12 protein-coding genes are annotated in these 12,578 nt (G+C 68.8%); all 12 read left to right on the top strand.

Going from position 1 to position 12,578, the window contains the following annotated elements; genetic code table 11:
- On the top strand, window positions 1-1,443 hold the full coding sequence (murD, locus tag EET03_RS15580; RefSeq protein WP_075544344.1) for a UDP-N-acetylmuramoyl-L-alanine--D-glutamate ligase: 1,443 nt from the start codon (window positions 1-3) through the stop codon (window positions 1,441-1,443).
- Window positions 1,444-1,472: 29 nt separating this feature from the next.
- Window positions 1,473-3,185 (top strand): putative lipid II flippase FtsW, encoded by a 1,713-nt coding sequence (gene ftsW / locus EET03_RS15575; protein WP_425271529.1) that lies wholly within the window; start codon window positions 1,473-1,475, stop codon window positions 3,183-3,185.
- Entirely contained in the window at window positions 3,182-4,381 is a 1,200-nt protein-coding gene (gene murG / locus EET03_RS15570; protein WP_099193575.1) for an undecaprenyldiphospho-muramoylpentapeptide beta-N-acetylglucosaminyltransferase, read from the top strand. Before ftsW ends, murG begins: the two co-directional genes overlap by 4 nt.
- Window positions 4,378-5,844: a UDP-N-acetylmuramate--L-alanine ligase gene (gene murC, locus EET03_RS15565; RefSeq protein WP_063470527.1), complete on the top strand. Its 1,467-nt coding sequence runs from the start codon at window positions 4,378-4,380 to the stop codon at window positions 5,842-5,844. The genes murG and murC overlap by 4 nt, the downstream gene beginning before the upstream one ends.
- The gene (gene ftsQ, locus EET03_RS15560; protein ID WP_099193574.1) at window positions 5,841-6,797 is read left to right on the top strand and encodes a cell division protein FtsQ; all 957 of its coding nucleotides are present in this window, start codon (window positions 5,841-5,843) and stop codon (window positions 6,795-6,797) included. Before murC ends, ftsQ begins: the two co-directional genes overlap by 4 nt.
- Before the next feature lie 202 nt (window positions 6,798-6,999).
- The gene (gene ftsZ, locus EET03_RS15550; RefSeq protein ID WP_036415022.1) at window positions 7,000-8,142 is read left to right on the top strand and encodes a cell division protein FtsZ; all 1,143 of its coding nucleotides are present in this window, start codon (window positions 7,000-7,002) and stop codon (window positions 8,140-8,142) included.
- A 91-nt stretch (window positions 8,143-8,233) separates the two neighbouring features.
- Window positions 8,234-8,950 carry a peptidoglycan editing factor PgeF gene (gene pgeF, locus EET03_RS15545; protein ID WP_208649061.1) on the top strand — a complete coding sequence of 239 codons (717 nt, stop codon included), beginning with the start codon at window positions 8,234-8,236 and terminating at the stop codon, window positions 8,948-8,950.
- Window positions 8,951-8,955: 5 nt separating this feature from the next.
- On the top strand, window positions 8,956-9,732 hold the full coding sequence (locus tag EET03_RS15540; RefSeq protein ID WP_075544399.1) for a YggS family pyridoxal phosphate-dependent enzyme: 777 nt from the start codon (window positions 8,956-8,958) through the stop codon (window positions 9,730-9,732).
- Window positions 9,733-9,797: 65 nt separating this feature from the next.
- Window positions 9,798-10,475 carry a cell division protein SepF gene (locus EET03_RS15535; protein ID WP_075544339.1) on the top strand — a complete coding sequence of 226 codons (678 nt, stop codon included), beginning with the start codon at window positions 9,798-9,800 and terminating at the stop codon, window positions 10,473-10,475.
- A gap of 178 nt (window positions 10,476-10,653) precedes the next feature.
- On the top strand, window positions 10,654-10,944 hold the full coding sequence (locus EET03_RS15530; protein ID WP_023364806.1) for a YggT family protein: 291 nt from the start codon (window positions 10,654-10,656) through the stop codon (window positions 10,942-10,944).
- A gap of 255 nt (window positions 10,945-11,199) precedes the next feature.
- Window positions 11,200-11,979 (top strand): DivIVA-like cell division protein Wag31, encoded by a 780-nt coding sequence (wag31, locus tag EET03_RS15525; protein ID WP_075544338.1) that lies wholly within the window; start codon window positions 11,200-11,202, stop codon window positions 11,977-11,979.
- Between the two features lie 116 nt (window positions 11,980-12,095).
- Window positions 12,096-12,440, top strand: coding sequence for a DUF308 domain-containing protein (locus EET03_RS15520; protein WP_075544337.1), 345 nt, complete (start codon window positions 12,096-12,098; stop codon window positions 12,438-12,440).
- The last annotated feature ends 138 nt before the right edge of the window (window positions 12,441-12,578 follow it).

Raw genomic sequence — 12,578 nt, 5'->3', positions numbered from 1 at the left:
GTGCTTGGCTCCCTGGTGCCGGGCGCGCCGGTACTGATCGCCGGTGGCCGCGTCACCGGCCGCGCCGTGCTGGCGGCGCTGACCCGCTTCGGCGCGACGCCCACGGTGTGCGACGACGATCCGGTGATGCTGCAGCCCTATTCCGATGGCGGTGTGGCGACGGTGGAGCCGTCGGTCGCGGTAGCACAGATCGCCGAGTATGCATTGGTGGTCACCAGCCCCGGGTTCCAGCCGACGACGCCGGTGCTGGCCGCGGCCGCCGCCGCGGGTGTGCCGATCTGGGGTGACGTGGAGCTGGCCTGGCGGCTGGACGCGGCGGGCCGCTACGGGCCGCCGCGCCGCTGGCTGGTGGTGACCGGCACCAACGGCAAGACCACCACGACCTCGATGCTGCACGCCATGCTGACCGCGGCCGGCCGCCGCAGCGTGCTGTGCGGAAACATCGGCAGCCCGGTGCTGGAGGTGCTCGACCAGCCCACCGATGTGCTGGCCGTCGAGTTGTCGAGTTTCCAGCTGTACTGGGCGCCGTCGCTGCGGCCGGAGGCCGGCGTGGTGCTCAACATCGCCGAAGATCACCTGGACTGGCATGGCACCATGGCCGCCTACACCGAGGCCAAGGCGCGGGTGCTGACCGGCCGGGTGGCGGTGGTAGGGCTGGATGATCCCCGGGCGGCGGCGCTGCTGGAGACCGCGCCGGCGCGGGTGCGGGCCGGTTTCCGGCTCGGTGAGCCCGCGGCCGGGGAGCTGGGTGTGCGCGACGGCTACCTGGTTGACCGGGCCTTCGCCGCCGACCTGCCGCTGCTGTCGGTGGCCGCCATCCCGGTGCCCGGCCCGGTCGGGGTGCTCGACGCGCTGGCCGCGGCCGCGCTGGCCCGCTCTGTCGGGGTGTCCGCCGAGGCGATCGCGGACGCGATCGCCTCGTTTCAGGTCGGGCGCCACCGCTCGGAAGTGGTGGCGGTCGTCGACGGCGTCACTTACGTCGACGACTCCAAGGCCACCAACCCGCACGCCGCGCAGGCGTCGGTGCTGGCCTACCCGCGGGTGGTCTGGCTGGCCGGTGGGCTGCTCAAGGGCGCTTCTGTGGATGCCGAGGTGGCGAGCATGGCATCGAGGCTGGTCGGAGCGGTGCTCTTCGGCCGAGACCGGGCAGTGGTTGCCGAGGCGTTATCACGACACGCGCCGGATGTCCCCGTCGTCCAGGTTGTGGCAGGCGAGGATGCTGATATGGCTGTGGCTTGTGATGCTGATGTGACAAAAGTTGATGATTCCGTCGAACCGCTCGGGGCCCGCGTGATGACCGCCGCGGTGGCCGCGGCCAAAGAGATGGCCAAGCCCGGCGACACGGTGCTGCTGGCGCCGGCCGGCGCGTCGTTCGACCAGTTCGACGGCTACGCGGACCGAGGTGACGCGTTCGCGGCCGCGGTACGCGCCGCGGTCCGGTAGGCGGCGTGCGCAGCGCATTCACCCGGCTGATGCGCCGGGGCAAGGCAGACACTGCCGACACTGCCACCGCCCACGGGCCGGCCGAGCCGGAGGAGACGGCGCAGCCTGACGAGCAGGTCGACGCTGCGGCTTCGCCGGACGAGCAGGCGCGTGAGCAGACCGGCGAGAAGTCGGGCGAGAAGTCCCGCGAGAAGTCGGGCGAGAAATCCCGGGCCAAGCCCGAGCAGGCCGGCCCGCGCACCCGGTTCGGCGTGTGGCTGGGCCGGCCCATGACCTCGTTTCACCTGATCATCGCCGTCGCCGCGCTGCTCACCACGCTCGGCCTGATCATGGTGCTCTCGGCCTCCGGCGTGCGGTCCTATGACGACGACGGGTCGGCATGGGTGATCTTCGGCAAGCAGGTTTTGTGGACCGTCGTCGGTCTGATCGGCTGCTACGTCGGGCTACGCATGTCGGTGCAGTTCCTCCGCCGCATCGCCTTCTCCGCCTTCGCGTTCACCATTGTGTTGTTGGTGCTGGTGCTGATTCCGGGAATCGGCAAGGAAGCCAACGGTTCCCGCGGCTGGTTTGTGGTGGCGGGCTTTTCGATGCAGCCGTCGGAGCTGACCAAGATGGCGTTCGCGGTCTGGGGTGCGCATCTGCTGGCGGCCCGGCGGATGGAGCGGGCGTCGCTGCGGGAAATGCTGATTCCGCTGGTGCCGGCCGCAGTCGTGGCGCTGGCGTTGATCGTGGCGCAGCCCGACCTGGGACAGACGGTGTCGATGGGCATCATCCTGCTCGGGCTGCTGTGGTACGCGGGGTTGCCGCTGCGCGTTTTCGCCAGCTCACTGGCAGCGGTCGTCATCTCCGCGGCGATCCTGGCGATGACCGCGGGTTACCGGTCCGACCGGGTGCGGTCTTGGCTCGATCCCGACAACGACCCGATGGACTCGGGCTACCAGGCCCGGCAGGCCAAGTTCGCGCTGGCTCACGGTGGAATCTTCGGCGACGGCCTGGGCCAGGGTGTGGCCAAGTGGAACTATCTGCCCAACGCCCACAACGACTTCATTTTCGCAATCATCGGCGAGGAGCTCGGCTTCATCGGCGCGCTCGGGCTGCTGGGACTGTTCGGGCTGTTCGCCTATACCGGCATGCGGATCGCTCGCCGGTCGGCCGACCCGTTTCTGCGGCTGTTGACCGCCACCGTCACGTTGTGGGTGCTGGGACAGGCGTTCATCAACATCGGTTACGTGATCGGGCTGCTGCCGGTTACCGGGCTGCAGCTGCCGCTGATCTCGGCCGGTGGCACCTCGACGGCCACCACCTTGTCGATGATCGGCGTCATCGCCAACGCGGCGCGGCATGAACCCGAGGCGGTGGCCGCGCTGCGCGCGGGTCGCGACGATACAGTGAACCGATTGCTGCGGCTGCCGCTACCCAAGCCTTACGTGCCGACCCGCCTCGAGGCGTTTCGTGACCGCAAGCGCCCGCACCCGCAACCGGCCAAACAGCCGGCCAGGCAGCCGGCCAAACAGCCGGCCGCGCGGAAGGCGCCCAAGGCGGTTCGCAAACCCGGGGAGCCGGCGCGACCGGCGTTGCCGCGCCGGGCCGATCGGCCGGTTCGCCGGTCCGCGGGTACCGCGCAGGCGCCGGGGCGGGGGCACCACCCGCTTGCCGGGGAGCATCATAGAGCGGGTCAGCGGTACGCCGGCCAGCGTCAGGCAGGTCGGGTTCGGGCATTGGAAGGTCAGCGTTACGGGTGAACGACTCGGTCAGGGAGCCGGCTGGTGGGCAGAGGGTGACCGACTACGGTCCATCGCTGTCGATCGTGCTTGCCGGCGGCGGCACCGCCGGCCATGTGGAGCCCGCGATGGCCGTCGCCGATGCGCTCAGCGCCCTGGAGCCGGATGTCCGGATCACCGCGTTGGGCACCCCCCGCGGGCTGGAGACGACGTTGGTGCCCGCCCGCGGCTATCACCTGGAGCTGATCACCCCGGTGCCGTTGCCGCGCAAACCCAGTGGCGACCTGGCCCGGCTGCCGCCGCGGGTGTGGCGTGCCGTCGCGGAGACCCGGGCGGTGCTCGACGCGGTTGACGCCGACGTCGTGGTCGGTTTCGGTGGGTATGTCGCGCTGCCCGCCTACCTGGCCGCGCGGGGTATCCCCGGCATGCGCAGGCGCAGCCGCCGTATCCCGGTGGTGATCCACGAGGCCAACGCCAGGGCCGGGTTGGCCAACCGGGTGGGTGCCCGCAGCGCCGACCGGGTGCTGTCGGCGGTGCCGGATTGCGGGCTGCGGCGGGCCGAGGTGGTCGGGGTTCCGGTCAGGCAGGCCATCACCGCCCTGGACCGTGCGGCGCTGCGCGCCGAGGCCCGGGCGCACTTCGGCTTCGCCGACGACGCCCGGGTGCTGCTGGTGTTCGGCGGTTCACAGGGCGCCGTCTCGCTCAACCGGGCGGTGTCAGCGGCCGCGGCCGACCTGGCCGCCGCGGGAGTGTCCGTCCTACATGCCCACGGGCCCAAGAACGTCTTGGAGCTGCGCACCCCCGATGCCGGTGACCCGCCGTACGTCGCGGTGCCCTATCTGGACCGGATGGATCTGGCCTACGCCGCCGCCGACCTGGTGATCTGCCGTTCCGGGGCGATGACGGTCGCCGAGGTGTCGGCCGTGGGGCTGCCGGCCATCTACGTGCCACTGCCGATCGGCAACGGCGAGCAGCGGCTCAATGCGCTGCCGGTGGTCAACGCCGGCGGCGGCATGGTGGTTGCCGACGCCGACCTCACCCCGGCCCTGGTGGCCCGCGAAGTCGCCGGGCTGCTCACCGATCCGCCCCGGCTGGCGGCGATGACGGCCGCCGCCGCGCAGGTGGGACACCGTGATGCGGCCCGGCGGGTGGCCCAGGCGGCGCTGGACACCGCGCGGTGGGCTCGGTCCAGGAGAGCCTCCAGGAGACCCAAGTGAACACCGAGCGGTTGCCGCCCGAACTGCAGCGGGTCCACATGGTCGGCATCGGCGGAGCCGGCATGTCGGGCATTGCCCGCATCCTGCTGGACCGCGGCGGCCTGGTGTCGGGCTCGGACGCCAAGGAGTCACGCGGTCTGCACGCGCTGCGGGCGCGCGGCGCGCTGATCCGGATCGGGCACGACGCGGCGTCGCTGGACCTGCTGCCCGGCGGCGTCACCGCCGTCATCACCACCCGTGCCGCCATTCCCAAGACCAATCCCGAACTGGTCGAAGCCCGGCGCCGCGGCATCCCGGTACTGCTGCGGCCGGTAGTGCTGGCCAAGCTGATGGCCGGCCGCACCACGCTGATGGTCACCGGAACGCACGGCAAGACCACCACGACGTCGATGCTGATCGTCGCGCTGCAGCACTGCGGGCGCGACCCCTCGTTCGCGGTGGGCGGTGAACTGGGCGAGGCCGGCACCAATGCCCATCACGGCAGTGGGGACTGCTTTGTCGCCGAAGCCGACGAAAGCGACGGCTCGCTGCTGGAGTACACCCCCAACGTCGCCGTGGTCACCAACATCGAGTCCGATCACCTGGACTTCTACGGCAGCACTGAGGCTTATGTCGGGGTGTTCGACTCCTTCGTGGAGCGGCTGGCGCCCAGGGGCGCGCTGGTGGTGTGCACCGACGATCCCGGCGCGGCCGCACTGGCCCGACGCTCCGCCGAGCTGGGAATCCGGGTGCTGGGCTACGGGTCGGCCGAAACCGCCGGTGCGCCGTTGGCCGCGACATTGCTGTCCTGGCAACAGCGCGGCACCGAAGCCGTGGCGCATATCCGGTTGGCCGGCGAGCGGCACCCGCGGGTGATGCGGCTCGCGGTGCCCGGACGGCACATGGCGCTCAATGCACTGGGTGCGCTGCTGGCGGCGATCGAAGTGGACGCCGCGATCGACGAGGTGCTCGACGGCCTGGCCGGTTTCGAGGGAGTGCGCCGTCGATTCGAGCTGGTCGGCACGGTGGGATCGATACGGGTGTTCGACGATTATGCCCACCACCCGACCGAGATCGGCGCCACGCTGGCGGCCGTGCGCTCGGTCGTCCAGCACGGGGGCACCGGTCGGCTGCTGGTCGTTTTCCAGCCGCATTTGTACTCGCGCACCAAGGCTTTCGCCGCCGAGTTCGGTCGCGCCCTCAGCGCCGCCGACGCGGTATTCGTGCTCGACGTCTACGGCGCCCGCGAACAACCGCTCGCCGGCGTCAGCGGAGCCAGCGTCGCCGAGCACGTGAGCGTACCGGTGCGCTACCTTCAGGATTTCTCGGCGGTTGCCGGCGAGGTTGCCGCCGCAGCGGGCCCGGGTGACGTCATCGTCACCATGGGCGCCGGAGACGTCACCCTGCTGGGTCCGGAGATCGTGTCCGCACTGCTGGTGCAGGCCAATCGCGGCGCGCCCGGCCGGCCAGGAGTTCTGCAGTGACCCAACCCGACGAAGGCAGCCCGGTCGACGTGGTCGCCGGCGACTCGGCAGACGTCGGTGCCGAAGCGGTCACCGAGCCACTCACCACCGAGGCGTCCGAGGCGCCGGGCGCCCAGCAGTCGGCAGCCGAAGACGAATTCGAGGGCCCGCGCCGGCGGGCCCGGCGCGAACGTGCCGAGCGCCGTGCCGCCCAGGCTCGCGCCATCGCCATCGAGCAAGCCCGGCGCGAGGCCAAACGACGGGCCCGCGGGCAAGTCGTCAAAGAGCCCAAACCCGTTGCGCGCGGCGTTGTTCAGGGATTGAAGATGCTGCTGGCCACCGTGGTGTTACTCGTCGTCGGGGTGGGGCTGGCGCTGATCCTGTATTTCACGCCCGCGATGTCGGCACGCAACATCGTCGTCGTCGGCGTCGGCGCGGTGACCCGCGAGGAGGTTCTCGACGCCGCCCAGGTGCGCCCCGGAACGCCGTTGTTGCAGATCAACACCAGTCAGGTCGCCGACCGGGTGGCGGCGATCCGGCGGGTGGCCAGCGCCCGGGTACAGCGGCAGTACCCGTCGGCGCTTCGGATCACCATCGTGGAGCGGGTTCCGGTGGTGGTCAAGGACTTTCCCGACGGGCCGCACCTGTTCGACCGCGACGGCGTGGATTTCGCGACCGGTCCGCCGCCACCGGGGCTGCCGTATATCGACGTGGACAATCCGGGCCCGACGGATCCCGCCACCTTGGCTGCGTTGCAGGTGTTGACCGCGCTGCGTCCCGAGGTCGCAGGCCAGGTGGGCCGGATCGCGGCGCCCTCGGTGTCCTCGATCACCCTCGCGCTGGCCGACGGGCGAGTGGTGATCTGGGGGACCACCGACCGTGCCGAGGAGAAGGCCGAGAAGCTGGCGGCGTTGTTGACCCAGCCCGGGCGGACCTACGACGTGTCCAGCCCGGACTTGCCGACCGTGAAATGACGTGGGGCGCAGCGAGCCGGCCCACAAAAAATTTGCCGGTGACGCGTCGGCGCGCCTGCACGGTTAGCACCCGTCGTACCCATACGGTTCTGGTTACGCGGAAGTACTTGACATAACTCTAAATCTATGGTTGAGGTTGAGAGTTTGCAAGCAGACACACCGCAGGAGGAACCGAGTTTCCCTTCAGGGAGGAAGACGAATGATGACCCCCCCGCATAACTACCTGGCCGTCATCAAAGTCGTGGGCATCGGCGGCGGCGGCGTCAACGCCGTCAACCGGATGATCGAGCAGGGACTCAAGGGCGTGGAGTTCATCGCGATCAACACCGATGCGCAGGCTTTGTTGATGAGCGATGCCGACGTCAAGCTCGACGTGGGCCGCGACTCGACCCGCGGGCTGGGCGCCGGCGCCGACCCGGAGGTGGGACGCAAGGCCGCCGAGGACGCCAAGGACGAGATCGAGGAGCTGCTCCGCGGAGCCGACATGGTGTTCGTCACCGCCGGTGAGGGCGGCGGCACCGGAACCGGTGGGGCACCCGTCGTCGCCAGCATTGCCCGCAAACTCGGGGCGTTGACCGTCGGCGTCGTTACCCGGCCGTTCTCCTTCGAGGGCAAGCGGCGCAGCAACCAGGCCGAAAACGGCATCTCGGCACTGCGGGAGAGCTGCGACACCCTGATCGTGATTCCCAACGACCGGCTGTTGCAGATGGGCGATGCCGCGGTGTCGCTGATGGACGCCTTCCGCAGCGCCGACGAGGTGCTGCTCAACGGTGTGCAGGGCATCACCGACCTGATCACCACGCCGGGATTGATCAACGTCGACTTCGCCGACGTCAAGGGCATCATGTCCGGCGCCGGGACCGCGCTGATGGGCATCGGCTCGGCCCGCGGTGATGGCCGGTCGCTGAAAGCCGCCGAGATTGCCATCAACTCGCCGCTGCTGGAAGCCTCGATGGAGGGCGCGCAGGGCGTGTTGATGTCGATCGCGGGCGGCAGCGACCTGGGCCTGTTCGAGATCAACGAGGCGGCCTCGCTGGTGCAGGACGCCGCTCACCCCGACGCCAACATCATCTTCGGCACCGTCATCGACGACTCACTCGGCGACGAGGTACGGGTAACGGTGATCGCGGCCGGCTTCGAGGCCGGCGGCGCCAGCCGCAAGCCTCCCGGGGTGGCCGAGACGGGCGGCGCGCACCGCATCGAGTCGGCCAGGGCCGGCAAGCTCACCTCCACGCTGTTCGAGCCGGTCGACGCCGTCAGCGTGCCACTGCACACCAACGGCGCGACACTGAGCATCGGCGGCGATGACGACGACGTCGATGTGCCGCCCTTCATGCGCCGCTGAGGATCTCGATTTGCTTGCCAGTGCGCGACGAACCGGCTGCGGCGCGACATTGGTGCAACCTGGCGGGCACCGGGATTCGGATACTGGGAAGGTGAGCGTTCGCATCCGCCGGGTGATCACCACCCGGGCGGGCGGTGTGTCCAGGCCGCCGTTCGACACTTTCAACCTCGGCGACCACGTCGGTGACGACCCGGCTGCGGTGGCGGCCAACCGGGCCCGGCTGGCCGCGGCCATCGGGCTGCTCGCCGAGCGGGTGGTGTGGATGAATCAGGTCCACGGTGACCGGATCGCGGTGGTCGACGCGCCGCAGAGCGCCGCCGTCGGCGGCAGGGTGGGCACCGATGGATTGGTGACCGGCACCCGCGGGCTGGCGCTGGCGGTGTTGACGGCCGACTGCGTGCCGGTGTTGCTGGCGGATGCGCGTACCGGTGTCATCGCGGCGGTTCATGCCGGCCGGGTCGGTGCACAGCACGGGGTGGTGGCCCGCGCGGTCGAGGCGATGCTCGATCTGGGCGCCCGGGCCGGCGACATTTCGGCGCTGCTGGGCCCGGCGGCCAGCGGCCGCAATTACGAAGTGCCCGCCGCCATGGCCGACGAGGTCGAGGCGGCGTTGCCGGGCAGCCGCACCACCACGTCGGCCGGAACGCCCGCACTCGATCTTCGCGCCGGAATCGCTTGCCAGCTAAGAGGTCTGGGCATTACGTCGATCGACGTCGACCCCCGGTGCACGGTGGCAGACCCGACGTTGTTCAGCCATCGACGCGGCGCCCCCACCGGGCGGCTGGCGTCTTTGGTGTGGATGGAATGACCGTGATGGTGGTGGATCTTTCGGCGCAGGCAGACCGTCAATCGGAATTGACGCACGCGTTGGCCGCGGTGCGGTCCCGGCTCGCGGCCGCGGCCGAGGCGGCCGGTCGTAATGTCGGCGAAATTGAACTTCTGCCAATTACCAAATTCTTTCCAGCAACCGATGTTGTGATTTTGTGCCGATTGGGTTGTCGCGCCGTTGGCGAATCCCGCGAACAGGAAGCTGCGGCCAAGGCGGCCGAAGTGGCTCGGCTGTTGGCGGCACCGCCGAGGACCGGGCTTGGCGGCATCAACTGGCACATGGTGGGACGAATCCAGCGCAACAAAGTGCGTTCGCTGGCGCGGTGGGCGCACACCGCTCATTCGGTCGACAGCCCGCGGTTGGTGACGGCGCTGGATCGGGCGGTCACCGCGGCGCTGGCCGAACGCCGTCGCGACCATCCGTTGCGGGTTTACGTCCAGGTCAGCCTCGACGGCGACGTGTCACGCGGCGGTGTGGACAGCACCGCGCCCGGAGCGGTGGATCGGATCTGCGCGCAAGTGGACGAGTCACCGGGCCTGGAACTGGTCGGTTTGATGGGCATCCCACCCCTGGACTGGGATCCGGACGAGGCGTTTGACCGGCTGCAATCCGAGCACAGCAGGGTGCGCGAGTCGTTCCCCCGGGCGGTCGGACTGTCCGCCGGCATGTCCAGTGATTTCGAAACCGCCGTCAAACATGGTTCGACGTGTGTGCGTGTCGGTACCGCGCTATTGGGTCCGCGGCGGTTACGGTCACCGTGAATAGTCACTGTAGTCACACCTTCATCACAGACAACAGGTAACCCAGGGCTAGAAGGGGTCAATCGATGAGCACACTGCACAAGGTCAAGGCCTACTTCGGTATGGCTCCGATGGAGGAATACGACGACGAGTATTACGACGACCGCGCGCCCTCACGCGGTTATTCGCGGCCCCGATTCGAAGACGATTACGGCCGTTATGAAGGACGCGACTACGAGGACCCCCGGGATCCCCGTGACCCCCGCCGGGATCTGCGTGGCGACTTGCGCGGCGAGCCGGCCGATTATCCGCCGCCCAGCAGCTATCGCGGCGGGTATCCCGACGAACCGCGATTCCCGCCCCGCGAGTTCGACCGCCCCGACATGGCACGGCCGCGCTTCGGCTCATGGTTGCGCAACTCCACTCGCGGCGCGCTGGCGATGGACCCGCGCCGGATGGCGATGATGTTCGAGGAAGGCCACCCGCTGTCCAAGATCACCACGCTGCGGCCCAAGGACTACGGCGAGGCGCGCACTATCGGCGAGCGGTTCCGCGACGGCACGCCCGTCATCATGGACCTGGTGTCGATGGACAACGCCGACGCCAAACGGCTCGTCGACTTTGCGGCGGGTCTGGCCTTCGCGTTGCGCGGCTCGTTCGACAAGGTCGCCACGAAGGTGTTCCTGCTGTCGCCCGCGGACGTCGACGTGACCCCGGAGGAGCGTCGCCGGATCGCCGAAACCGGTTTCTGCGCTTACCAATAGCCGCATCTGACGATGCACGGCCCGGTGGGTGGCAGCTGAGCCCGCCGGGCTGGTTGCGGCCCGGCCCGGCCGCCGGCGATCGCACCACATGTGTGTCCGTCGGCCGAGTCGGTAGGCTTGCGCTTGCCGGCCTCACGGACGGCACATTCACATCCTCGTCGGTAAGGTCGGGCTCTCGTTGGTGCTGTTTTTTCAGATCCTTGGGTTTGCGCTGTTCATCTTCTGGCTGCTGCTGATTGCGCGGGTCGTTGTCGAGTTCATCCGCTCATTCAGCCGCGACTGGCGCCCGACCGGGCTGACGGTGGTGATCCTCGAGATCATCATGTCGATCACCGATCCACCGGTGAAGCTGCTGCGCCGGCTGATCCCGCAACTCACCATCGGCGCGGTGCGCTTCGACCTGTCCATCATGGTGCTGCTACTGGTGGCGTTCATCGGGATGCAGCTGGCGTTCGGCGCCGCGGCCTGAGCCGTGCAGTCATTGCCCGGACATAGTTGGGCGACGGTTCGGCCACGATTCGGAGACAAGTTTGGGCGCGGGATTTTCAAATCTAAGAAATGTGATTTATTTGCCTCAGAGATTGAAATTGGCCCTTATTTATTTAGTCCAATCGGCAACCGCCGAGTCTGGTGTGACAGGATGGACGGTAGTTGCACGACGGCTACCGCTCCGTTCTACACTTTCCAGATCGTTTGACCGTCCAGGAACTCGAGGGGACAAACAATGCCGCTTACACCTGCCGACGTCCACAATGTGGCGTTCAGTAAGCCGCCTATCGGCAAGCGCGGGTACAACGAAGACGAGGTTGACGCCTTCCTTGACCTGGTGGAAAACGAACTGACCCGGCTCATCGAAGAGAATTCCGACCTGCGCCAGCGGATCGCCGAGCTGGACGCCGAGCTGGCCTCCGGCGGCGCCGGTGCCGGCGTGACCGCCGCGGCCACGCAGGCGATGCCGGTCTACGAACCCGAACCCGAGCCGGTCAGGCCGGCTCCAACGGGAACCAACGAGGAGCAGGCCCTCAAGGCGGCCCGGGTGCTGAGCCTGGCCCAAGACACCGCCGACCGCCTCACCGCCACCGCCAAGGCCGAGTCGGACAAGATGCTGGCCGATGCTCGCGCCAACGCCGAGCAGATCGTCAGCGAGGCTCGGCACACCGCCGAGACCACCGTTGCCGACGCCCGGCAGCGCGCCGACGCGATGCTTGCGGATGCCCAGGCCCGGTCCGAGGCCCAGCTGCGGCAGGCCCAGGAGAAGGCCGACGCCCTGCAGGCCGACGCCGAACGCAAGCATTCCGAGATCATGGGGACGATCAATCAGCAGCGCACCGTGCTGGAAGGCCGGCTCGAGCAGCTGCGCACGTTCGAGCGCGAGTACCGCACCCGTCTCAAGACCTACCTGGAATCCCAGCTCGAGGAACTCGGTCAGCGTGGCTCGGCGGCACCGGTCGATTCCAGCGCCGATGCCGGCGGTTTCGACCAGTTCAACCGGGGTAACAACTAGCTCGACACGGGCCGCACACTCGCCGGGCTGCAGGGCCGGTGCTGCGAGCTTGGTACGTTTAGTTGCTGCTCGAGCTTGGTACGTTTAGTTGCTGCTCGCCGGCGGGAGGATGACCCATGCTGATCATTGCCCTGGTTTTGGCCCTGATTGGGCTCGTTGCGCTGGTGTTCGCCGTGGTCACCAGCAACGTGCTGGTGGCGTGGGTGTGTATCGGCGCCAGCGTGCTGGGCGTGATACTGCTGATCGTCGACGCCATCAGGGAACGCCAGCACCGGGACGCGGGCCACCACGACCAGGGCGAAGCCGACGAAGAGCCCGACGCGCACCCCGAAGAGGAGCAGGCCGTCGACTACCCGGATGAGGAGTCCGGCGTCAACGAGTCGTTCGACGACGCCGAATCCGAGGCAACCGAGGAATCGACGGTGTCCGCCGACCGTGGCGGTGACGAAAGCACCCGCTAAGCGCTTAGCGCTTGCGATAAATTAATCTAGGTCGCTGTCGGCGTGTCGCGGTCTGGGACTGAGGGTGTAGTTCCATTCGCCGTGGAAGTCGTGGCGGGTCAGGATATGTTCGGTTTCAAGGGCTTTCATCTGCGTGTC

The sequence above is a fragment of the Mycobacterium innocens genome, from assembly GCF_900566055.1.
In the GTDB taxonomy this organism is placed as follows: domain Bacteria; phylum Actinomycetota; class Actinomycetes; order Mycobacteriales; family Mycobacteriaceae; genus Mycobacterium; species Mycobacterium innocens.
Note: the sequence above shows the minus strand (reverse complement) of the source record. Positions and strands in the feature narration are given on the sequence as shown.